This is a genomic window from Paenibacillus sp. FSL K6-1122, assembly GCF_037977015.1.
Lineage (GTDB): Bacteria > Bacillota > Bacilli > Paenibacillales > Paenibacillaceae > Paenibacillus > Paenibacillus amylolyticus.
Window position 1 is genome coordinate 2,169,531 of record NZ_CP150272.1, and the last position, 22,766, is coordinate 2,192,296.

Here is a 22,766-nt window from a genome sequence, read left to right on the forward strand (position 1 = left end):
TGCTTAGGTTTTTTCATATGAGGTGCCCGGTGCACCTTTTCCTGATTCAGTTCTCCTTAACACAAAGAAGCATCGCAGAGGCTCGGGTGAGTCTGTCTGCGATGCTTTTTCTTTTGATATATGCTCATGATACAGCTATTTAGATACTCGATCAGTAGGTTGAGTCGGATTATGCGAGTTTGAAGCGTTTAACCAGCTGATCAAGTGCATCGGACATTTCATTCAACTGCTTGGACGTGTCAGACATTTCCTGCAGAGAAGCAAGTTGTTCCTCCGTCATCGCAGATACTTCTTCTGTGGCTGATGCAGTATCTTCCACAACAGCCGATACTTCATTGATGGACCTCATCACAGCCTCACTACCGGAAGTTAACTCCTCGACAACAGCAGATACCTCCAGAACTTCACCACTGAGGTTATGAATATGCTGAGTAATGGTTGAAAAAGCATTACCTGCATCCTCAATGGTCCGCAACCCTTCATTCACATGTAGCGTGCTCTCATCAACCACCTGCACCGTACTTTGAACACCTGCTACCACGGTTTCCAATATACTTGTAATCTCTTTGGCTGATGTTGCACTTTGGTCTGCAAGATTACGGATTTCCGCGGCAACGACAGCGAAGCCACGTCCATTTTCCCCAGCGCGGGCAGCTTCAATTCCGGCGTTAAGTGCAAGCAGATTGGTTTGTCTAGCAATACCCGACATTGAATCTGCAATGTTGATCACTTGATCAGACATCTTCGAAATTTCATTAATGGCTTCCTGTACAGAGAGGAAGGATTGCTCAATGGAACTCATTTTACCTACAGCATTATCAATGCGCTGTTGCCCATCCACAGCAATGGATTCGGTACGAACTGCACGGCCTGCCACGTCACTTGCTGAGGAGGCGACACGATTAAGTCCGTTGAGGGATTGCTGCATCGCAGCTACCATGGTTTGCGTAAGAGCAACCTGTTCATCAGCGCCTTCAGCGACACGTTCCATGGCTGTGGCAACTTCTTTTCCTGCAAGATGGCTATCGGCAACCCCTTTATCCAATCGATCCGAAGCTGTGCTCAGAATCATGGCATTGCTCTGAACGTCCAGCATCATTTGCTGCAAACCAGTGAGCATTGTATTGGCTGCCTCCGCGAGTTCACGAGTTTCGTCTTTCATTGGCGTAGCGATTCTCAGTGTCAGGTCACCATTGGAAGAACCGATGTCATTTAATGCCTGCTTTACGGTACGAATATTTCTAACAATGGCACGGGAAAGGATCAAAGCAGTGATGAACGAGATAATGGCGACAACGATAAGTGCCCCATACAGTTCCAGGTTCAGTAGTGTGTTTTTTTGCTTCAGTGCTTCTGTACGGTTATCGGTTAACGTATGCTCGTTGGTTCGAAACGTATCGAGAGCAGTCCGAATCTGGTCCATGTCTCTTTTACCTGGATCATCTGCAAAAAAATCCCGAATGGCCTGTGTATTATTGGCTTGGCGAAGGGCGACCATAGGTTCACCAGCGACCTGGACCCAGTTCTCCATATTAGTATGTATGTCTTCCAAAAGTGCAAGTTGAGCCGGATTATCAGAAATTAAAGCAGCAAGTTCATCTCTGAGTGTAATAAGTTGCTCTTTTCCTTGGGTGTAGGGATCGAGATAATTGTCCTGACCGGTGATGATGTAACCGCGTTGACCTGTCTCCATATCTACCATGTTTCTTTCGAGTTCATAAGTGAGGGCGTGTACCCTCATATCGTGATCGACCAGAAAATCCAGTTCCCGTTGGAGCTGACTTGTGCTGTTCTGAATCAGCAGGATGCAACCAGCCAGTACAGCCAGTACGAGTAAATATCCTAATCCGATCTTATAAAAAATCTTAAAGGTCTTTCGCTTTTTCATGTTTGTTATTCCTCTCTATGGGGTATATGTAGTTGTCGAAAAAAACGGAAATGTGATAATTGTAGGTCTTTAGATTAGGTGTCTAAAGAACTATTTTTTAGTATTATACGTAAAGGAACTTCTTTTGTATATAGTTTGTTTAACTGCAATATAACGTTTGGTTAATGCTGTATAAGGTTGGGGTTGATGATGTTTTACAATCGTTGGTTTACACGCTCAAACGTTATGTTTATCATGGGAAGGGAACGATTCCAATTACATATACAATATCCCAATCCGAAAGGAACATTGGACATGAATAAAGAGAAGGTATTGCTCAAACCGGAAGCGATGATTTTTGACATGGATGGTACGCTGTTCCAGACAGAGACCCTGTTGTTGCCAGCTTACCAGCAACTATTTGATACATTGCGTGCCGAAGGGCATTTTGAAGGAGAAACTCCACCCGAGGAACGGATGCTGGGAAGTTTGGGCATGTTGCTCGAAGATATATGGAAAGTGGTTATGCCTGAGGCATCGGAAGCGGCACATCGCCGTGCAGACGAACTGTTGCTTCAACTGGAGATTGAGGGGCTTGATCAAGGAAGTTCTCAATTGTATCCTGGGGTGAAAGAAACGCTGCAAGCATTAAAACAACAAGGAGTGCGTCTTTTTGTCGCAAGTAATGGGCTGGAGGACTATGTGAAGGGTGTGGCGTTTGCACACGAGATTATGCCTTTCTTTGAAGGGGTATACAGTGCAGGCCAGTACAAGACTCCTTCCAAAATTAATCTGGTGCAGATCCTGCTTGAGAAACATCGTATTCAGGACGCATGGATGGTAGGGGATCGCTCTTCTGATGTGGAAGCTGGTAAAATGAACGGTCAGGCGGTCATCGGCTGTGCCTATGCCGGGTTTGGTCGTGATGAGGAGCTTGCAGGCTCAGATGTGCTCATCTCTGATTTTACAGAACTGCTGCGTCTGTATGATGAAGCAGAGTAGCCTCTACGCTGTATACGTTTAATGAGATTTAAGATTACGAACCGCATGATATGAACCTGTAGACTCAACGGAAATTCGTTGAATACAGGTTTTTTTGTTTGGTCATGCAGTCACATTCTCCCCTGCAGAAAGTTGATTTCCCTATCCCGCTTTCCTCCATATTCCCTCTATACTTCATTCAAAAGCTATAGGGGGTCCGATTCTGGTGAAACCATCCAAAATACATGCCTATATGTTCATCTTTCCAAGTCTTTTTTTAACTGTTGTATTCGGGATCTATCCGCTGTTATGGGCGCTGCGTTACATGTTCTATGATTATCAAGGCATCGGGACGCCTGTCTTCATCGGGCTTGATAATTTTGGACGCATTTTGCGTGACGGGCAATTCTGGGATTCAGTAGGCAACACGGGTGTGTATGCCCTGGGCAAACTTGTCGTTACAATTCCACTGTCGTTAACTTTGGCGATTATTCTGAATCGCAAATGGAGAGGGCGATCCCTCTTTAGGGCGATCTATTATCTTCCCACTATTTTTAGCGCTTCGGTCATGGCGATTGTATTCTTTATTATTTTCAACTCCTATAACGGAATATTGAACCAATTGCTGCTCAAGTATCATGTGATCTCCGAATCCATTAGCTGGCTGGGGGCTGAACATGCCATGTTAACAACCATCATCATTGCCATCTGGGGGGCCGTGGGCAACTATATGTTGTTGTTCATTGCGGGTCTTCAGAGCATTCCTGAAGAGCTATATGAGGCGGCATCGCTGGATGGAGCGAGTGAGTTTCAGAAACTGCGAAATGTAACGATTCCGTTGCTGGGTCCTGTCTTGCAGATGATCATCATGCTGGCAATTACCACGGCGCTGAAAGGTTACGAGAGTATTATGGTGCTGACCGAAGGGGGGCCGTATGGCAAAACAGAGGTGATGTATCTGTATTTGTTCAAACTGTTGTTTCCCGTGTCGGCTGACACACAATCACTCCAGCAGCTCGGTTATGGCAGTGCAGTCGGTTTCACAACGGCTCTCATCGTAGGGGCTGTGACGCTCATTTACTTCCGCATATCCAAAAAGCTCAATGATGTCTATTAAACTGAAAAACAGACTTTTTTGAACACGTATAAAATTAATCAGGAGGAAACGATGATGACTCATAACGTACTTGCGCCCTCAGGGTCTCCCCAACTCATTCGCTGGACCAAACGAACGGTACTTTGGTTGTTTTTGATCGCTATCGCTCTGCTGTCGTTGTTCCCCATCATACTTGTATTGCTCGGTTCCTTCAAAACAAACCAGGAATTGACCGGAGGAGCTACCATCTGGCCGAAGATTTGGCAGTTCTCCAACTATGCTCAGGCTTGGAAAACCGCCAATTTTTCGGGTTTTACCATTAACAGCGTGTTTGTTAGCATCAGTACAACAGTTGGCACACTGCTGGTAGCTTCGATGTCAGCCTACGCTGTGGATCGAGTGAATTTCAAAGGGAAAAAGGGGTACACCCTGCTCATGGCATCTACTCTGTTTATTTCCATAGGCGCGGTTGTGCTGCGTCCGCAATTTGACCTCATGGTCAAGCTGGGGCTGAATACCACGTTGTGGGGCGTTATTATTATACTGATCAGCGCACACGCTGCCACATATTTTATTCTGATTGGTTTCTTCAAGAGCATCCCGCGCGAACTGGATGAAGCGGCGATGATTGATGGCTGTAATTTCTTCACCACATACTGGCGAATTATTCTTCCACTCCTGCGGCCCGGACTCGCCGTTGCAGGTCTGGGTGTATTCCAGAGTTCATGGAATGAATATATTCTTCCTTTTGTGTTCACCATGAGCAATCCGGACTTGCAGACTTTGCCGGTTGGGCTGGCTAATCTGCGATATGGCATCGGAGCTGCGGCTGAGGTCCAACTGATGATGGCCGGAGCCTGTCTGTCCATTTTGCCACTGCTCATCGTTTATATTTTTGCCAACAAATCATTCATGCAGGTGACCTTGGGAGCTGTGAAAGGATAGGCGTGAGCACAATCATGGAAACGGTTTTACGGGTTATTCCACTGTGCTATACTCATTTTAATTCACAGCGGACGGGCCAAGCCGTGTTCAAGGAGCGAGCGCCGATGATATTCAACTTTTATAAAATGTCCCTGAAAAAAAGAATACAGCTGCTGTACATTTTTCTCGTTGTCTTGTGCATCAGTGTGACCGGGATATGCTCTTATCTCTTTGCTGCACGAAGCATTGAGCAGAATGCACTTGAACTGAAACAAAGCATTCTGAACAAATCGGTGCAGGTTATGGATGAACATCTGAGGCACATTGTTGTATCCTCTTTTTCTTTTATGCTCAATGAAACGTTCACCCAGGTCATGAAGGACGTGGGAAAAAATAACACATCTCATTATTATCAGAATCTCTCGCTGCTGCAAACATCGTTTGCTCAATTGAAGCTCGTAGAGCCACTGATTGATACCGCATATCTGACCACACCCATCGGTGATTTTTTCTCGACCAAAGATTTTCCGAATCACAATAACTCATTCAACAAGGAATACGGACGCTACGTGAAGCTGCAAGGCTGGAATACGATGTGGTTTGGTTCACATCAGAGTCAGTTATTCCAGTCCCAAGGAAATGTGTTATCTCTGTTGCTCAAACCCATTGTGATCGATAATCATACCTATTCGAATGTATACATGGTCGTCAATATGAAGGAAGAGGCGATGCGAGACATTCTGACGCAGGATCTCATGAATAACCAGATTCAACTGTTTTTGCTGCACAAAAACGGAAATGAAGTTATTCGGCCCAGGTTCCGAAATTACGATTTCATTATGGAGCCTGACTTTACCCAACAGTTTAGCCGTGGCGATGCTGGAGATTTTACCTACAGGAACGATCAGGGGGAGGACATGCTTGTTAACTATTCGTCATTGTCGATGAACGAGGATTGGGTCATGGTAAGTGTACAGTCCAAGGCTGACTTGTTGTCCCCCCTACAAAAGATACGCTGGCTGATCATCCTGATCATGTTGTTTTGCATTTTGCTCGCACTCGGGTTGTCCAAGCTGCTGGCCTCCGCTCTGTTGAAGCCACTGAACAAACTGCGACGCTTGATGGTTGAGGTGGAGTCCAATGATCTGGATGTACGGTTTCGCAGCAAGTATGACGATGAAGTCAGCGCTGTAGGGCATCGTTTCAATCGGATGTTGGACCAGATTCAGATTCTGTTTGAAGAAGTACGGACAACGGAGCAAGACAAACGGCGGTTTGAAGTCAAGGCGCTTCAGGCGCAGGTTGATCCTCATTTCCTCTACAATACGCTTAATACGATGTTCTGGAAAAGTGAGAGCGGAGAGAAGAAGGATGTAAGTGAGATGATCGTCTCCTTATCCTTGTTATTCCGTCTGGGACTGAATGATGGGAAAGACATCACCAGTGTGGAGCAGGAGATCAAACATGTCGAACAATACATGCAGCTTCAGCAAAAATGTTACGAGGATCTGTTCGTTTATCGGATTGAGGTGGGGGACCCCTCTTGTTACGCTGTTGATATTTTAAAAATATTACTCCAGCCCTTGGTGGAGAATTCCATCCTGCATGGATTCAAGGACAAAGAAGATTTGGGTGTTATCCTGATCCGCATTGACCGTCAGGGTGACACACTACGGCTGGAGGTGGCTGACAATGGATGTGGTATGGATGTAGCCAGCATCTATGCTGAGGATGTTCCTGACGGGGGACGCAAAGGTTATGCCCTATCCAATCTCCATGGCAGATTAAGCCTGCACTATGGGGATGTGGCCTCAATTGTATTTCATAGCAGTACAGATGTGGGAACAACGGTTGTTATCACGATTCCGATCACCTGAGGAGGGGCAGTATGGGCCAATTGACGATGTGTGTTATGGATGATATCCAGGCAGTTGTAAAGGGCATATCTTCAACTATTCCGTGGGAAGATCATCAGGTTCGGATTGTAGGCACGGCGGGAAATGGAGAGCGCGGTTGGTCCTTGTTGCTGGAGCAGCAACCCGACATCGTGATTAGTGATATCAGGATGCCCAAGTTGAGCGGGCTGGAGCTAATGAAGCGGGCATTGGATGCCGGACTGCGAGCCAAATTTATTTTCATCAGTGGTTATTCGGATTTTCAATATGCACAGGAGGCCATCAAGCTGGGTGCATCCGATTATTTACTCAAACCGTTTACCCCTGAAGAAATACTCGGTGCGGTGTTGAAGGTAAGACAGGTGATTAAGGAAGAACAGGCACAGTGCAAACAGTTGGAACAGTTGGAGCAGAAGGTGGAGAGCAGCAGCCAGTACGAGCGTCACAGCTATCTACTGGGCTTGTTGCGTCATGAAGTCGGGGGATTCCTGAATGAAAGTCGCTGGAACGAGCTGCATATTGATCTCGATTCCTCCAATCTTATCGTCATAGTTATCGAGGTGGATGGTTATACGCGATATGGATACACGATGCATCTGGATGCCGAAATCGTTCCTTTTGCGGTTCAAAATATTGTTGGAGAAACCATAAATCGTTATACCAAAGGCGTTGTTTTACGGGAAAACCGATACCGGCTTGCAGCCATATTTAACACACCAAGCCACATAGATGTCTCCGAGTTACTGGAGCAATGCCGCCAAAATGTGGAGCGATTCAGCAAAAAAACAGTCTCAATTGGTGTGGGTACGATTGCTCGCAGACCACAGGAGATCTGGACGTCCTACGCACATGCAGATCAGGCGATATCCTATCGTTTTTACAGTGAAGGCAATTGCATCCTCCAGTATGCTGAACTGGAAAATCAGGCCTGTGTGGCTCCGGTGTATCCTTTGGAGAAGGAAAAAGGGCTTTTTTACGCCCTCAAATGTGGTAATGAGAGCACCTGTCACCGCATCATTGATGAAATTCTCGAAGAATGGCAGGTTTCCGAAGGTTTTCCCGAGCCACTCACGATGATTCGTTTGCTGTCTGGACTGGCTTTTGCCATCTACCGTGCCTTTTGTGATGAGATTACAGCAGAGGAACGCTTGCGTCTGGAGGCCGACTTGACAGTGCTTGAGGCGATGCGCTCCTTGACGTTTGAGGGCTGGAGGGGATATATCAAGCATTTTAGCAGTATGGGTTGCGAGATTATGGACAAAAAACGACTCACCGATGTCAAACAGGCCATTAGCAAAGCACAGGAATATATCAGTCTGAATCTTGCAGAAAATCTGACGCTGCATGCCTGTGCCCAATCCGTGCATTTAAGTCCGAGTTACTTTGCCAATGCCTTCAAAAAGGAAACGGGCATAACGCCGATTCAATATATTACTAAGATGAGGATGGAAAAAGCCAAAGAGTTGCTGGTTGCAGGTGTACAGGTGCAAGAGATCTGCCAGAGGCTGGGTTATGAGGACAGGCCTTATTTCAGCGGTTTGTTCAAGAAATATTGCGGCATGACGCCAACCTGTTTCCGGCAAATGTATGAGAACTGAAACCGATACGGATCGTCATTTTTCCCACCATGCAAAGTCAGAATGTCCCTCACCTCCATGAAAGCGTAGCGATTATCATTACGTTAACGGATAACCAAACGGGTTGTCCAGACAAGCATAAGGGGGCATATCAATGGTTAAAAAGTGGATGGTGACTACGCTAAGTGCATTGCTGGCGCTAAGTTTGGCAGGTTGTTCTGCTGACAGTGGTACTTCGGCAAATGGCGAATCGGGGACCAGCGGGGAGAATGCCGGAGGGAAAACCAAAATCATATATTGGACACCGGACCGCCATGATGCTGATTTTATGAAATCCAAGATCGATGAGTTTAACCAGACGAACAAGGACAACATTGAAGTGGAGATGACCGTGATGGGGGACAACTATCCACAGGCGGTCGATATTGCTTTTGCCAGCAAGCAGGCACCCGATGTGCTGCAAGTTAATGATTTTCAGACGTATTATCAGAAGGGGTATCTCGCCCCGATTGATGGATACATGAGTGATGAGATGAAGGCCGTATTTAAAGACAGCTTGATTGAAAATAAAAACACGATTGATGGAAAAATATATTCCCTCCCCAATACAGGGCAGGTCTGGCGGCTTGTGTATAACAAAGATATTTTCAAAAAGGCAGGGATCGAGAGTCCGCCAAAAACGTTGGCTGAGATGGTTGCGGATGCCAAAAAAATTACCGAAATTGGTAAAAGTGAAGGCATCTATGGCTTTGCCAGCCCATTCAAGAGCAGCAGCGGCTTCTGGAGAGCAGCCAATACGATTGCAGGTGCAAGCAATAATGTTGGTATTGATGGTTACAACTACAAGACTGGTCAATTTGATTTTGGGATGTACAAGGATATCGCAATGGCGCTTCGTCAGATGAATCAGGATGGCAGCATGCTGCCAGGGGTAGAAAGTCTGGACATCGATCCGCTCAGAGCCCAGTTTGCTCAAGGCAAAATCGGAATGTACATTAACCACTCCGGTGAACCAGGTGTATATAAAGATCAGTTTCCTACAAAAGAAAATTGGGCAGCCGCTCCTGTACCAACTAATGATGGAACGATCAAGGGCGCTTCACAAGTCATCGGGGGCTCCTACATCGGCATCAATGCAGATTCTGCCAACAAGGAAGCGGCATGGAAGTTTATGGCGTATGTGTACAGCACAGATCTTCAGAGTGAGTATTACGAAAAAGGATACGGAATCTCACTGATTCCTGCTGTATTAAGCTCTGACAAAAAACCAAGCATTCCGGGCATTGAAGGTTTCCTGCCCAAACGATATGATGCCATTTTCCCGGCAAATCCAAGTGTGGTGACCGAGAGTTCACTGGAAGGCACCAAATGGGGTGAGGCTTTTTCAATCTTTGTATTCACGGGTGGCGATCTCGATGCTGTGATCAAGGATCTGGATACAAGGTACAATGCAGCTCTGGAGAAAACCAAAGCGGCAGGGCTGACCAACATAACTGCTGATCCTTCGTTTGATTCTTCCAAACTTCAGGGTAAATTGTCCACAGAAGACTAATAAACGTTCATAGCGGCCGTGGTTTAACTACTTCGGTCGCTTATTCACAAGGAAAGGGGAAAAGCAAAATGATTATTGATCATGCGTCTATCGATGCACATATCGTGAACGAAACGAGTTCCCGGAAGATCTTGGGTATGGGCGGTACATTAATGATGGTGGAGGTTACCTTTGCTAAAGGTGGTATTGGAGAAGTTCACTCCCATGATGCGCACGAGCAGGTCAGTTATATCGTCAAGGGTAGCTTTGAGGTTCAGGTCGGTGAAGAAACTCGCATCTTAAAAGCAGGGGACAGCTTTTATGCCGGTTTTAACGTCCCGCATGGGGTTAAGGCACTGGAGGACTCCGTCATTCTGGATGTGTTTACCCCGTTCCGTCAGGATTTTCTTGAGGCGTCCCAATGAGCGATTTTTACCTTTCGGCAACGGACCTGCAACGGGCTGCCCAATATTATGAAAAACATTTTCCGGAAGAAGCCCGAAATTCGCTCACGATTGCCAATCGTGCCATCCTGAATGAATTTATCGTTCCTTATACCAACGATCTGAATCGCTGGATTCCGATGGGGACACCCGTGGACTGGCTTCACAACCCGACCAATGATCTGGAGTTCACATGGGGCATCAATCGACACTGGCATATGCTCGATCTGGGCAAGGCGTATCTGATGAAGGGCAATCCGCTATATGTAACAGCATTTATTGACCACTTCCGTAGCTGGAGACAGCAAAACCCGGTACCTGTAAATCTGTTTTACGACGAGGCCGTGTTCTTTCAAAAACCCGGTCCGTGGCGCCTGCTGGAGACGGGACTACGTGTGCAGTCCTGGATATCGGCATATAAATATATGGAAGCGAGTTCACTGATAGACGAAGGCTTTCAGGCGGAGTTTCGACAAGGTCTGGACGAGCACGCCGAGTTTTTGAGCCGTTACCTCGGCAGCACGGAAATAAATCATGCCATTATGCATATGCAAGGGTTGTTCATGATCGCTACGTTCTACCACCAGCACCCGCGAAGTCCATACTGGCGTCAAGTGGCGATGGAACGTCTTGAGCTGTGTTTGTTGCATCAGTTGGGTGAAGAAGGGATACAGGTTGAACTGACAACACATTACCACAATGCCAGCATCGAAATGTTTGGCACCCCTTATCGATTGGGTGAGATTTCAGGACATCCTTTCTCGGCATGGTATGCCCGCTGTCTAAGCCAAATGGCCGCATTTACTGAGGCGCTGATCCGACCAGATCATCAGTCTACCGGTATTGGTGATTCGGATTGGGTTGGCGATGGACGACAACGACTGACCCTGCTTGGCGCGATCCTGGACGATGATGATTTGATGGCTCGCGGAACGGATAGCTCGGAGTGTCTCTGGTTGCTGGGTGTAGAAAAATATGAGCGATGCCTCAGACTACAGGCTTCTTCTTCTCCGGTGTTGTCCAGCCGAGCCTTTTCGCAGACAGGATATTATGTCATGAGGGACAAGTATCAATATCTTTTTTTTGATGCGGCTGCCATGGGCGGAGCACACGGACATGCGGATGCGCTGAATGTGGAGTGGATGTGGAAGAACCAGCTTTTCTTCACGGACACCGGACGTTATACGTATGAAGAAGGGAAATGGCGTCGGTATTTCAAAAGTACGCGGGCGCACAATACCGTCACGGTGGATGGTCTGGATCAGACACCTTATCTCTCCACACAGCAATGGGGTGAACCGGAGGCTCAGGCCACAACGCTACGTTGGGAGAGCAATGACAGCTATCACTTCATTGATGCTTCACAGGATGGATATACACATTTGCCAGATCCAGTTACACATCGTCGGTGGATGCTGGCAGGGGTGGAGATCCCTATACTATTAATTGTGGATTGGCTGGAGGCAGAAGCAGAGCATACTCTGGAGCAACGTTTTCACCTGCATCCGCAAGCGGATATTGCGTTGAGGATCAATGAAGCTGGAGAAATGACGGCGGATATGAGCTATGAGGCATCTTCCATAACGCTGACGATGCAATGGGTTACGGCAGGCATCAGGAAGGGAGCCTTCGCGTTGACGGAGCAGCCCGGCTGGGTATCTGAGGTGTATGGTTCCAAGTCGGAAACATCGGTCATCCAGGGCAAGACTGATTTCTCGGGTAAAGTGGGTATTCTGACGTTGTGCCTGCCCGCAGATCATACAGACCAGGTTACACGTATAACCACATGCCAACTGGAACCTGACCTGATGAGATTGGCATTATCTTATGTGCAAGGTGAGGAAAAAGGGGATATTGTGATTGACAACGACACGCTGCAATGGTCGAAAGAACAGAAATAAAAACAGTGAAGCAGGAGCAGATGCTCGCACTTGGCGAACATAGACTCCTGCTTTTTCTTCACTCACTTGGCTTTACTTTTTCTTTTTACTCTGGGTGATTTTTGCGTAACAGGCTTGGGAATGGCTGGCTTTCTGGCCGTTCCGGGAGGTCTGTTGCGATATACCCATAAGGCATACTCCAGCGGCTGAGTGATGGCTTTATAATAGATATCCCGCTCCCCGATGCGAGCGAATACTTCACGTGCAGGTTTGGGGTTAACTTCAAGCAGGTAGATACGCCCGCTTCTGTCAATCGCCAAATCCAGTGCCAACTCACATAGGTCCCCATACGTATCTTCCAGAAACGAAGCAACATCAATGCCGAATTTCTCTGCAGTTGTGTTAATTTCTGCCCGGAGGTCGTCATCTTCGATCCATTGCTTCATGAGTCGGTCCATCGCTATTGCCTGACCGCCGCCATGCAGATTGGAGGTCACGCTTTTTTCTGCACCCATGCGTCCAGCACATCCAGTAAGCTCCCATTGTCCTTCACCGTTCTTCTGAACGAGCATGCGATAATCATGCACACGTCCATTCGGAAGCTGAAGTTGAATGCCCTTTTGTACAAGATACTTGTCTTTCATGTTCCAGTGCTGGAGCAACGCGCCAAGTCGTGATAAATGAACTTTACGTGGAGTGATGATACGACGCTTCTGATCCCGCCCTTGAACAAGCACTGTATTAGCCTCGCTACTGCTGCGTTCAATGCGCAGAATACCACGTCCGCCTGTTCCATTAATGGGTTTGAGATAGACCAGAGAAGAAACTTTAAGCATCCGGTTTACATCGGACATATCCTGAAATAGAGCGGTTTCCGGCAGGTGTTCACGAAAGTTGGCTTTTTGCAAAAGGGTCTGGTGGATGGTCCATTTATTGCGCAGTGGCCTGTTCAGAAAGAGCAGATGCCCATATTTCTCACGAAAAGCAAGCAATTGCTGGAACCTTCGGTTACGCTGAATCCGGCAACGATCAAAGATCAGGTCCGGGAATGATCGCCACTCCCTGGACCAGCCTTTTCCTTCATGAAAAACCATGGCTTCAATTTGTTTGCCGCCGGGGTGTACGTCGGCTGGTGTGAATACATAGATATCGAGTCCCCGCTTGCGCCCTTCAAGAATCATTCTGCGATAAACGCTTCGTTCTTCAAGAGCGCGATGTTCATTTAAGTACAACGTCATAATGCCCAGAACAGGTGAGGACACAAACAATCACCTTCTTTTTGCAGTATTCCTGTCTATCATCGTTTGGACTGACGGGCAAGATAAGCGCTGTAGTGAAATATACGTTCCAATGACCGCCGTCTGATCTGTGGTTCATCAAACTTCATGGGCTTTGCATTGGCTTCGAAGAACCAGAGTTCCCCCAGGTCATCAATGCCCAGATCCATGGACATTTCTCCGAGCGTGTAACCTGATCCCCGTTCTACCTGTCTTGCGATCATTAATGAAGTGGATTTCACACGTTTCATCAGGGTTGTTGACATTTCTTCGCCAAAAAGCTCGGTCAGCAGCTTCTCAGGGTCTTCTACGCTCCCGCCGCGCGGCACATGAGTTGTAATGCTACGGGAGCCAGCAAGTCTCGCTCCTACACCGGTTACGCTCCATTGGCCCTTGGTGTTCTTTTGTACAAGAACACGCAAATCGAAGGGGCGTTTACGAGAGGATGCCAGTTCAATGCCTTGTTGCATGATATAGGGCGTATGTCCGGTTTCTTTGCGAATTCGTGCCCATAACTTGGCAAGTGTAGATGCTTTATAGGTCGTGCTTCTACGTGTGGTTTGTATTTTGAGACGATAGGGAAGCCGTTCTTTTTCCTGAAATTTAAGCATCATGATTCCTTTACCAGCTTTGCCGCTCTCGGGCTTAAGGTACAGATAGGGATACGTCCGTAGAACGGCACCCAGAGAAGAAGCACTTCGCATCCGCCGAGTATAAGGGATCAGTTGCTGAGTCGATTTGGATTTCCTGAGCCATTCGAACAGATCCCATTTGTTGAAAAAGAATGGGTTATACAGTTCGATTCCTGATTGCATGCATTCGTCAATTTTACGCTGCACGGAAGGTTTTCCTTCGTCTTCCCGGTTGGGAATACGATTGTACAGAACATGGGGAAGGGGGAAAGGTTGTGAAACCCACTTTCCACTCCCCTTGTTGTACGTATATCCTTTCACGGTGGGGCCACTCACGTTCAGATCCCGTACAGTTACAATGTACACCACGTATCCCATGCTCTCGCCTGTCTGTAAGATATCTTGAAAATTTTGATGATTTCCCCTGAACATACGCTGTTTATCATGCATGGTCAAAACAGCAATGACAGGTTTGAAATCATCATGAAGGGTCATCAAATCTCTTCCTTCTTCCGGAACTTGCTCAAATACAGGCAGTGTTCCAAGATGTGCTCCACCGACGATTTGCCCTCCACCCGGAGTGAAGGGTGACGGAAAATGGAGCGCCCGGGTTTGGCGTTCGCTTCGAACATCCATACATGTTCCTCCTGATCAATGCCCAGATCAAAGCCAATCTCACCAATCAGATGCTGGTGCTGGGTTTCAATCGCCTGGGCCAGTGTAATAGCGACGGATTTGGCATGCTGAAGAACTTCTCCCGCACGATCGCCGAAGTTGCGACTGAGCGCCTGCTCAGGAGTCATTAGGGAGCCGCCATTTTTGATGTGTGTTGTGACGCTGCCACGTCCTGCCTTTTTGGCTCCAATTCCGACAACAACCCATTGATTGTTACCATTTTTGTGCATGTGAAAACGGAAATCAATTGGACATTCATCAATCTCAATTAGGCGTATTCCCTGCTGAACTACATATCCGCGTAACTGTTTACCATGTCTTCCCTGAAGCATGCGCATCAGACTGTTGAAGGACCCAAAACGCAGGAGTGCATTACCGCCTTTTTTGCGATAACGTGCGAAATATCCACGTTTGGGCGAATAAGTCAGGCGGTAGATCCCGTTCCCCAGACTTCCTGCAGTAGGCTTATAGTAGACGAACTGATGGCGTTCCAACATTTCCTTCATCTGTTCAACAGAAGGATTGGTAATCGATTCAGGGATATACCGTCCTGCTGCCGGCTCGTTCTCCAGCAACGTATAGATATCCGATTTGTTGAAGAAGCTCCAGTTGAAGAACGGAATTTTTCGGCGAACAAATCGTTCCCGCAGCTGGTTGATGGCTGGTGAGAAGTCTGAACGACGGCTTGGTAACCGGTTGTAGACAACATCGGGCAGAGGTACGGTTCTGCGGGTAAAGCTTCCGTTATCATTCAGGAAAAAACCCGATACCGTCTCGTTCTGCCAATTGATATCCCGAGGAGTAAATGCGTAAATGTAGGATTTACGGCTGCCTTCACGGAGTAACTGTTTGATGAAACCAGTACGGGAACCGAATGGATTCGTGCTCGTCGCAGGCCCATCAGAAAGTACGCCGATCAGTGGACCCAACTGGACCTCATCATTTTGCAAATTACGGAGATAAATACTGCCCCGTTTGGGGACGTTCATCATATTACGGATACCTGAAGCGAGATACAGATGTTTACCTGCTTTTTTGATTGGTTTGATCGTTGCAGGTACCCGGTCACGCCCGAAGCGAAGGTGCACCGTTTTTTTGCCGGACAGGTTGAGGCTCTTCATTAAAGCGTTGGATACATAAACCACTTTATCCGGTTGCTTGGTGAAATGCAGATTGCAAAAGGTCAAACTCATGATTTATCCTCCTATCCTGAAAAGATCCTTGGGCTCCATGGCAAGCGGGCGCTGCGGGCCTCAGCCGCCGTGAATCGGGATGGGTTTCAGGCCAGCTTTGCTGGATGTATTCGGCAATTTCATTGGACGAAAGACGTCCGTGAGAACATGTTGTTGCAACAGATAACGGGCATAGGCAAGCGGCTGGGTATAAGTAAGGGTATGCATGCGTCGGTCGCCCGCTTCTGCAAATGAGGTGCGGCCTGGTTTGGAGTTGACTTCAATTAGCCAGAGTTGGCCCTCTGCATCTGCTCCGAAATCAAGCCCCAATTCGGCTAACCTGCCGAAACGGCTTTCCAGCAGGGTGGGGATAAGAGTAGCAGTCTGCCGGATGCTCTTCAGCAGAGTTTCCGTGCGGATCGTTCCATATCGCTGGAGCAGATATGCTTGGGCAGGATATGCTTTACCCCCACCGTGAAGATTGGACGTGAGTGAACCTTCGGGTCCTTCCCGTACCATACATCCGGTAAGTGTCCAGCGACCTTGCCCATTCTTTTGCATTAGAGCCCGTATGTCGAATGCTCTTCCATGATGGCTAAGCTCCAGATATGGCTGCACGATCATCTTACGCTCAGCCTGATGTAATGCTAGCCAGGAAGATACAGCCTGGGTATGGTTGAATATAAGAAAAAAGGGTTCATTGTCCTCGTTACGCCCCTCCACGATCCATGTTGATAGAGTCGTTCCCCGAGACAGGCGAAAGGTATTTTTGCCATGAGTCCCGGATACCGGTTTGAAGAACAGTCCTTTGGGCCAACGGTCCAGCCATGTTTCCCAAGGAATATGCGATCCGATCCGGGTTGTGGGAGCAAGTTGTGACCTCAATTCAGGATTTCGGGACAACACACGATGTACCTCCCATTTTCCTGGAAGGGAAGCAGACCAATAACGGTGTTGATCTGTGCCGTTGGTTGGTATCCATTCCTTAAGCTGTTGTCTGACGTACCTGGATATAGGGCGAAGACAACGATCCATAATGAGATCGACTGCAGGAACAGGTACCGAATTCCACTTCCCTTGATGATAGACATATCCCCATTGAAGAGGGAGATGGACTGCATCATTCGATATCGGGATCACAATAATCTGAAGGGCGTATTTCATGCTCCCCAAACTGAGACGACGGCAGAAAAGTTCATCCGTAAAGGGAGGTGAGCCTTCGGTTGCACGTACCAGAATGGCCAGTGTCTTGGTCTGAGATGTTGGAAACATTACGCTGCACCTCTCCTCTATCAGATTTGTTTCCCTTAGGGAATAACTTTTCAAAAACCCGCCAGGTAGGTAGAATATTCGAGCATGGCTTTGACGGAAGGGCGGATCTTGCTCTCACTCAGTGGTGTATTATCATTCTTGGATGGTTTGGAGTTGACTTCGAGCAGCCATACGCGCCCAGTGGTGTCCAAGGCCAGATCAATACCAAGTTCACCAAAATGAGCAGGGATGGCACTCTCGATCCCTTTGGCGATATCCAATGCTGCGGTGTGCAATCCTGCATACGCGGAAGCTTTGGCTGATCCAGACAACTGTGTTTTGGCAACAGCATCCTTGACGGTGCTGAGACTTCCACCCCGTGCCAGATTGGATACGTAGTGACTTCCGCCCGCAATCCGGGCGACGATGGAGGTTACACTCCATTTACCTGTACGGTTCTTTTGTACGAGCGCACGGAAATCCACGGGTCTGCCACTGTTGTCAATGAGAGTCAGCCCTTGTTGGATCTGATAACGCGTTGTTTTCATTTTCCCAGACATACTGGCATACAGTTTATCCAGAGAAGTATACGTTTGTTTCCGGGTACCCCCGACGCCAGTCGCCAGAGTCAGGAAGCTTCCGTCAATCTGACGTGAGACCCGGATGATCCCTTTGCCCAAAGAACCGCGGACAGGCTTCAGAAATACAACCGGATGTCGGTTGCACATCGTCTTGAGCATGGCGGACGTCTTGAGCAAATGAGACTCGGGAAGAACTCGTTTAAGCGTTGAAATGGACTTGAGTGCGTCAAACACTTCGTTTTTGTCCAGAAACTTTTCATTGAAGGTTTGCGTGCCGTAGAGCGATTTTACTTCTTTCATAAAATGCTGTACGCTAGGTTTGTTCTCAAGCTTGCGGGACGTTAGCCGGTTATTGACGACGTCTGCTACAGGCAGAACAGTCTTTTTCCAGCCGTCATCATACACCCAGCCTTTCATATAACCCGTTACCGCTCCAATATCCTCCGGTGTGAAAAAGGATACATAGGCGCCTTGCTTACGGCAGGCGTTCACCAGTTCTTGACAGAACATCGTGATGGAGCCAAAGGGCCGATCGGGCTGATCGGGATAATCCTGGCTAACCAGTACACTGATGTAGGGTCCAAGGCGAAGCGTACGGCTGGCTGAACGATAGGATACCCTCAGGACCGAACGTGGAACGAGACCGGTCTTGCTGGCAACTGTCTGATTGATGCGCAGCCCGTCATACCTTGGTACCGGAATAACAGTGACTTCGCGGCGGAAAGAGCCAAATTGCAGCTGAAGCGGCCTTCCTGAAGGGATTTTAAGCGCCTTAAGCACCCCTTCGCCCAGCATGATGACGTCGTCCTGCAGGATGCCCGAGCCGGTAACCTGAATCGTTACTTTTTTAGTGGACATCACGGATCTCCTTCCGGGCGGCAACTTGATGTCTGATCTCGAAGTTGAACGGCATCTGAACATGGCATGTGCTTCATCATATGAGGACATATAACCCTTGGTGATTGACCCATATGGATTAAATGCATTTGATTTCGAGGCAGGTTATGGATGGCCTGTTTCAGAGCGCCTTTGTTTGACAGGAGAGAAAAGCGTGTATTAACACGGATGAACAAACCAATCTGAGGAGGAATAATAGTGAACATTTATGACAAAGCCAATGATTTGGCCAAAGCACTGAGAGAAAGCAGCGAGGTGGAAGAGATTACTTCCGCGATGAAGCTGATTGAAGCTGATCCGGATGCAAAAGCAATGCTGGATAACTTCCGTGATCAACAAATGGAATTGCAACAACGTATGATGAGCGGGGATATGCCAGCTCCGGATGAGATGGAGAAAATGGAGAAGCTGTTTGAAGTACTGAGTTTGAATCTGAACATCCGTCGTTTGTTTGATGCGGAGCGTCGCCTCAGTGTCATCATTGAAGACGTGAATAAAATTATTGCTGACAGCCTGGGTCATCTGTACGGTGGCGCTGAAGCGTAAAAAGGTAGTTCAAAAAGTCCACTTTTGATTACGAAGGATGCCTAGCTTCATTCCATCTTCTCGGTACTGAAAACTGATCTATTTGAACACGTACTAAAAGGTTGTCTTGTTTTTTACCTGAACCTTTCATATTAGCTCCTTATCGTTCATAGACTAGACATATAGAGTCGATCAAGAACGAAGGAGCTGTGAATGGTGAAGAGGTTGAAAAAAGCAAAACATGTGATCTATCTGCTTATTGCGTTGTCGATGCTGGTCATTGCACTGCCGCGGATTTCCTTTGCTGGAGGAATGGACTGGGTTAATATTTTTGGCATCGTATGGGTGCTGTTCTCCTTATTAATCGTTGGTGCACATCTGCATTTTATTCTCGGTGTGGATGAAGAGAAGAAGCGTGCACTGGAAGCCGTTCGCCGGGCGAAGCTGCGGCAGTGGGAGATGAAACTGCTGGACAAGCAGGAGCGGAGCGAGTCTGTATAAGGTACAGAATGAGATCCAACATGGAAGACCGGAATCCCTTGGTACAAAGGGGCCCCGGTCTTTTTTGGTACATACAGAATTAGAGGTTAATGGGATGATTAAATTTAGATGGCGAACTTGCCTGTGAGAATGGGTAGGTGTGGGGTTATTTTCCTAAAGCCGTGTTATAATAGATACAGTATAGTACAGATGCATCTTCGGGGGTGGTACAGTTGGACGGACAGGAAGAGAACGTCACGAAGCATGAACAGTTACTTCAACATATTGAACAACTGAAGGTTGGCAGCAAAATATCAGTACGTGGACTTGCGCGGGAGCTGGGTGTAAGTGAAGGGACAGCGTATCGTGCGGTGAAAGAGGCGGAGAACTTCGGGCTGGTCGTGACCAAGGAACGAATTGGAACGGTGCGGATCGAGAAGAGACCTCGGGGCATGTCGGAACAGTTGACCTTTGCTGATGTTGTGACCATTGTGGAAGGCCATGTGCTGGGGGGGAACGAAGGTCTCGCCAAACCGCTGCACAAGTATGTGATTGGCGCGATGAAGGAACAGGCAATGGCCCGTTATATTGACGCTGGGAGTCTGCTGATTGTGGGTAACCGTGAAGATGCTCACTCGCTTGCCCTCGAACAGGGAGCGGGCGTGTTGATTACGGGTGGTTTTGGGACAAGTCGTGAAGTAAGAATTATGGCTGACGAGCTTGGGCTACCGATTATTTCATCCAGACATGATACATTCACGGTAGCTTCAATGATTAACCGTGCGATCTTCGACCGGCTGATTAAGAAAAAAATTATGCTTGTTGAGGATATCATTGGTCAGAAACCTCGCTTGCAGGTATTGAAGGTGACCAGTTCAGCCGCAGATTTTCATATGTTGGTTTCAGAGACGGGTGAACATCGCTTTCCAGTCGTGGATGAATGGAACCGGGTTATCGGGATTGTGAGTCTGAAGGATGTCAGTGAGCTGAAAGAAGATCAAAGTATTGAGAAATGTGTGATACGCCGCCCGATTACGGCCTCATTGCAGACATCTCTTGCTTCTGCTGCCCAGATTATGACCTGGGAAGGCATCGATTTTCTGCCAATCGTGGATCGGAATCGCAAACTGATTGCGTCCGTCACACGCAAGGAAGTGCTTCAGGCCATGCGGGATGCACAGAAGCAACCACAACTGGGAGAGACGTTTGATCATCTGATCTGGAACGGGTTTGCCGAGGAGCGCGGTGAACAGAACGAATTGTTATTTCACGGATTCATCATTCCTCAGATGGCAACGGATCTGGGTACGATCTCCGAAGGAGTTCTGTTGAATGTGATGACCCAGGCTGGCCGGCGGGCAGCGTGGGATGTTACAGGGAACGACCATGTGGTCGATAATGTAACGACGTATTTTGTTCGACCAGTACAGATTGAGGATCAGATCCTGGTTCGACCGTTAATTCTGGAAACCAGTCGTCGAACGTGCAAAATGGACATTGTGGTTACCCGTGAAGGCAGTGTGGTATGCAAAGCGGTAATGACATTGCAGTCGATTGACCATGCCTAGCAGGGTACGTTGCCTCGGGCATAGACAAAGAGAGTACTCCCTGATCAAGAAGCTCTGCCGGGTTGCGCTGTCGCGCGGTTCTGGCTTCGCTTAATGAAGGGGAAGTACTCTCTTTTTGCAGACACAATGATATAGCTTCAGCGAATCATGCAGATTGTCCGGAGGTTTTACCTGATCCATTAGTGGACCGTTGTTGAAGCCGCGCATAATAACTGCGGTTACGTATTCCGGCAAATACATTGTACGCACCCATAATCAGAAATAGCGCTTCCACAATCACAGATAAAGTGGAGCCCGTGAAGATAAACATCAGGATCAGGGCAAGAACAACAAGCATGCCACCCATCCAGATATTTGTCCACGAACGGTACAGACCGGCGCTGGTAGCATCCGAACTTCTGTGTGAACGAATACTGTTCAACGCTGCAAAAACCATGGCAACAGCAAAGATCGCGATTAGTGCATATTTGAGTACATCAATGAACACAAAGACGCAGCTCCTTTTCTGGAAAGCATTTACTGCCCTTATTGTACCATGCAGAGATGCAGACAAGGGCAGTTTTTTGCTGTTACGCAGGAACGTGCATGCGAATCTGTACCCAAACTTGCAGTACGCCTTCCATAACCAGCATCGTTTTGACCTGAACGGTGTATTCCTTTTCCCTGACTGAGTAAACTTTCTGATTCAGCATGATTCGCGTCATTTTGCTATACTCATCGATGTTGAATACATCTCTGCCCCGAAGTACCTCAAGTTCGTCTCCGAGCTTCTGTAACATCACTTTCAGAGAAGCTTCGTCTGGCCCCTTATCCGATTCTTCTGCACGGACCTTGATTTCCTTGATAACGGTTTGGCGTTTACTGTATTTTTTCAGCGTTTTGATATCCTCCTCATTCTGATGCAGCTGAAGCTGCAGCTCCTGATTGTTCAGCCACAACGCATTGTAACTCAGGTGAAATACGCCGTTGTAGACGACACATCCAGCGATCATTCCCAGAACAAACACAGCGGTCATTCGCATCAGCGGGCGGTAACGAGAAAATGGCGGAACTCTCATGAACGCTGTTCCTGTCTCATATTAGCTCCGGCCTCCGCCGCACACCCATTTCACTAGCTCGGTTCCCATATGCGCACCCATAAAAGCAGAGATCAGATACAGGATTTGTTTGACCGCCGGAGACAGGTTACCATCCAGGAAATTGCTCTCGATGACACGCATGGGATCTATTGTGCCGCCAACAGCGGCTGCGAGTGCCCATATCTTTATTTTTCCAGAAATATCGAGCATCGTCTGTGTCGGAGGCTGAAGAGAGATCACTGCTCCAATACCTCCGATCATCGCGCCGCCCAGCACGATTCCAAACGCAATAAAGAAATCAAGAATGGCTTTGGACAAAAATGTGCTCACTGGCAACACCCCTTTCAGACCTAGCAGCACACCTCCTGTCTTTGGTCTGTCACAGGGGGAGCGGCTTGTACTTCTATTGTATGGGCGTGCCCCCGAACGTTATGA

At 47.8% G+C, this 22,766-nt stretch carries 20 protein-coding genes; 11 read left to right on the forward strand and 9 right to left on the reverse strand.

The features are described 5' to 3' along the window. Nucleotides 1–169: 169 nt before the first annotated feature. Complete coding sequence (locus NSQ20_RS09775) at nt 170–1,888, reverse strand: methyl-accepting chemotaxis protein (protein WP_340032348.1); 1,719 nt, start codon at nt 1,886–1,888, stop codon at nt 170–172. A gap of 294 nt (nt 1,889–2,182) precedes the next feature. Between NSQ20_RS09775 and NSQ20_RS09780 the strand changes: the two genes are divergently transcribed. The 8 genes from NSQ20_RS09780 to NSQ20_RS09815 all read left to right on the forward strand — a co-directional run bounded on the left by NSQ20_RS09780 (nt 2,183) and on the right by NSQ20_RS09815 (nt 12,215). Beyond that, complete coding sequence (locus NSQ20_RS09780; protein ID WP_047844222.1) at nt 2,183–2,869, forward strand: HAD hydrolase-like protein; 687 nt, start codon at nt 2,183–2,185, stop codon at nt 2,867–2,869. 205 nt (nt 2,870–3,074) lie between these two features. Then, complete coding sequence (locus tag NSQ20_RS09785) at nt 3,075–3,965, forward strand: sugar ABC transporter permease (protein WP_091014599.1); 891 nt, start codon at nt 3,075–3,077, stop codon at nt 3,963–3,965. Nucleotides 3,966–4,019: 54 nt separating this feature from the next. Continuing rightward, complete coding sequence (locus NSQ20_RS09790) at nt 4,020–4,889, forward strand: carbohydrate ABC transporter permease (protein ID WP_340033013.1); 870 nt, start codon at nt 4,020–4,022, stop codon at nt 4,887–4,889. 104 nt (nt 4,890–4,993) lie between these two features. Beyond that, nucleotides 4,994–6,745, forward strand: coding sequence for a sensor histidine kinase (locus NSQ20_RS09795; RefSeq protein WP_340032349.1), 1,752 nt, complete (start codon nt 4,994–4,996; stop codon nt 6,743–6,745). Nucleotides 6,746–6,756: 11 nt separating this feature from the next. Beyond that, complete coding sequence (locus tag NSQ20_RS09800; RefSeq protein ID WP_340032350.1) at nt 6,757–8,361, forward strand: helix-turn-helix domain-containing protein; 1,605 nt, start codon at nt 6,757–6,759, stop codon at nt 8,359–8,361. Between the two features lie 133 nt (nt 8,362–8,494). Continuing rightward, entirely contained in the window at nt 8,495–9,892 is a 1,398-nt protein-coding gene (locus NSQ20_RS09805; protein ID WP_340032351.1) for a sugar ABC transporter substrate-binding protein, read from the forward strand. A 68-nt stretch (nt 9,893–9,960) separates the two neighbouring features. After that, nucleotides 9,961–10,296: a cupin domain-containing protein gene (locus tag NSQ20_RS09810; RefSeq protein ID WP_340032352.1), complete on the forward strand. Its 336-nt coding sequence runs from the start codon at nt 9,961–9,963 to the stop codon at nt 10,294–10,296. Then, complete coding sequence (locus NSQ20_RS09815; RefSeq protein ID WP_340032353.1) at nt 10,293–12,215, forward strand: alginate lyase family protein; 1,923 nt, start codon at nt 10,293–10,295, stop codon at nt 12,213–12,215. Before NSQ20_RS09810 ends, NSQ20_RS09815 begins: the two co-directional genes overlap by 4 nt. Nucleotides 12,216–12,277: 62 nt before the next feature. On the opposite strand, the gene NSQ20_RS09820 is transcribed toward NSQ20_RS09815, so the two are convergent. The 5 genes from NSQ20_RS09820 to NSQ20_RS09840 are packed head-to-tail and all read right to left on the reverse strand — an operon-like array spanning nt 12,278 to nt 18,640. Continuing rightward, a complete protein-coding gene (locus NSQ20_RS09820; protein ID WP_051449675.1) occupies nt 12,278–13,456 on the reverse strand; it encodes a YheC/YheD family protein in 1,179 nt (392 codons plus the stop codon). Nucleotides 13,457–13,491: 35 nt separating this feature from the next. Beyond that, a complete protein-coding gene (locus NSQ20_RS09825) occupies nt 13,492–14,598 on the reverse strand; it encodes a YheC/YheD family protein (RefSeq protein WP_036609870.1) in 1,107 nt (368 codons plus the stop codon). Further along, nucleotides 14,598–15,971, reverse strand: coding sequence for a YheC/YheD family protein (locus NSQ20_RS09830; RefSeq protein WP_036609869.1), 1,374 nt, complete (start codon nt 15,969–15,971; stop codon nt 14,598–14,600). The genes NSQ20_RS09825 and NSQ20_RS09830 overlap by 1 nt, the downstream gene beginning before the upstream one ends. Nucleotides 15,972–16,031: 60 nt before the next feature. Continuing rightward, a complete protein-coding gene (locus tag NSQ20_RS09835) occupies nt 16,032–17,222 on the reverse strand; it encodes a YheC/YheD family protein (protein WP_340032354.1) in 1,191 nt (396 codons plus the stop codon). 50 nt (nt 17,223–17,272) lie between these two features. Further along, nucleotides 17,273–18,640: a YheC/YheD family protein gene (locus tag NSQ20_RS09840; RefSeq protein WP_036609865.1), complete on the reverse strand. Its 1,368-nt coding sequence runs from the start codon at nt 18,638–18,640 to the stop codon at nt 17,273–17,275. 237 nt (nt 18,641–18,877) lie between these two features. On the opposite strand from NSQ20_RS09840, the gene NSQ20_RS09845 reads away from it, so the two are divergent. The 3 genes from NSQ20_RS09845 to NSQ20_RS09855 all read left to right on the forward strand — a co-directional run bounded on the left by NSQ20_RS09845 (nt 18,878) and on the right by NSQ20_RS09855 (nt 21,252). Next, a complete protein-coding gene (locus NSQ20_RS09845) occupies nt 18,878–19,225 on the forward strand; it encodes a YlbF family regulator (RefSeq protein ID WP_036609862.1) in 348 nt (115 codons plus the stop codon). A 195-nt stretch (nt 19,226–19,420) separates the two neighbouring features. After that, a complete protein-coding gene (locus NSQ20_RS09850) occupies nt 19,421–19,705 on the forward strand; it encodes a hypothetical protein (protein WP_085981456.1) in 285 nt (94 codons plus the stop codon). 212 nt (nt 19,706–19,917) lie between these two features. Then, nucleotides 19,918–21,252, forward strand: coding sequence for a DRTGG domain-containing protein (locus NSQ20_RS09855; protein ID WP_036609860.1), 1,335 nt, complete (start codon nt 19,918–19,920; stop codon nt 21,250–21,252). A 145-nt stretch (nt 21,253–21,397) separates the two neighbouring features. Here the strand turns inward: NSQ20_RS09855 and NSQ20_RS09860 are convergent, their stop codons facing one another. The 3 genes from NSQ20_RS09860 to NSQ20_RS09870 all read right to left on the reverse strand — a co-directional run bounded on the left by NSQ20_RS09860 (nt 21,398) and on the right by NSQ20_RS09870 (nt 22,661). After that, nucleotides 21,398–21,739 carry a YtpI family protein gene (locus NSQ20_RS09860; RefSeq protein ID WP_340032355.1) on the reverse strand — a complete coding sequence of 114 codons (342 nt, stop codon included), beginning with the start codon at nt 21,737–21,739 and terminating at the stop codon, nt 21,398–21,400. An 82-nt stretch (nt 21,740–21,821) separates the two neighbouring features. Continuing rightward, nucleotides 21,822–22,310: a hypothetical protein gene (locus tag NSQ20_RS09865; RefSeq protein WP_036609856.1), complete on the reverse strand. Its 489-nt coding sequence runs from the start codon at nt 22,308–22,310 to the stop codon at nt 21,822–21,824. Between the two features lie 21 nt (nt 22,311–22,331). Further along, complete coding sequence (locus NSQ20_RS09870) at nt 22,332–22,661, reverse strand: YtrH family sporulation protein (protein WP_026081169.1); 330 nt, start codon at nt 22,659–22,661, stop codon at nt 22,332–22,334. Between the last annotated feature and the right edge of the window lie 105 nt (nt 22,662–22,766).

What these genes read in the sequence shown, in the direction of transcription:
- NSQ20_RS09775 (WP_340032348.1), bottom strand. Translation starts at nt 1,888, where the DNA reads ATGAAAAAGCGAAAGACCTTTAAGATTTTTTATAAGATCGGATTAGGA.
- NSQ20_RS09780 (WP_047844222.1), top strand. Translation starts at nt 2,183, where the DNA reads ATGAATAAAGAGAAGGTATTGCTCAAACCGGAAGCGATGATTTTTGAC.
- NSQ20_RS09790 (WP_340033013.1), top strand. Translation starts at nt 4,020, where the DNA reads ATGACTCATAACGTACTTGCGCCCTCAGGGTCTCCCCAACTCATTCGC.
- NSQ20_RS09795 (WP_340032349.1), top strand. Translation starts at nt 4,994, where the DNA reads ATGATATTCAACTTTTATAAAATGTCCCTGAAAAAAAGAATACAGCTG.
- NSQ20_RS09800 (WP_340032350.1), top strand. Translation starts at nt 6,757, where the DNA reads ATGGGCCAATTGACGATGTGTGTTATGGATGATATCCAGGCAGTTGTA.
- NSQ20_RS09805 (WP_340032351.1), top strand. Translation starts at nt 8,495, where the DNA reads ATGGTTAAAAAGTGGATGGTGACTACGCTAAGTGCATTGCTGGCGCTA.
- NSQ20_RS09810 (WP_340032352.1), top strand. Translation starts at nt 9,961, where the DNA reads ATGATTATTGATCATGCGTCTATCGATGCACATATCGTGAACGAAACG.
- NSQ20_RS09815 (WP_340032353.1), top strand. Translation starts at nt 10,293, where the DNA reads ATGAGCGATTTTTACCTTTCGGCAACGGACCTGCAACGGGCTGCCCAA.
- NSQ20_RS09825 (WP_036609870.1), bottom strand. Translation starts at nt 14,598, where the DNA reads ATGACCCTTCATGATGATTTCAAACCTGTCATTGCTGTTTTGACCATG.
- NSQ20_RS09830 (WP_036609869.1), bottom strand. Translation starts at nt 15,971, where the DNA reads ATGAGTTTGACCTTTTGCAATCTGCATTTCACCAAGCAACCGGATAAA.
- NSQ20_RS09835 (WP_340032354.1), bottom strand. Translation starts at nt 17,222, where the DNA reads ATGTTTCCAACATCTCAGACCAAGACACTGGCCATTCTGGTACGTGCA.
- NSQ20_RS09840 (WP_036609865.1), bottom strand. Translation starts at nt 18,640, where the DNA reads ATGTCCACTAAAAAAGTAACGATTCAGGTTACCGGCTCGGGCATCCTG.
- NSQ20_RS09865 (WP_036609856.1), bottom strand. Translation starts at nt 22,310, where the DNA reads ATGAGAGTTCCGCCATTTTCTCGTTACCGCCCGCTGATGCGAATGACC.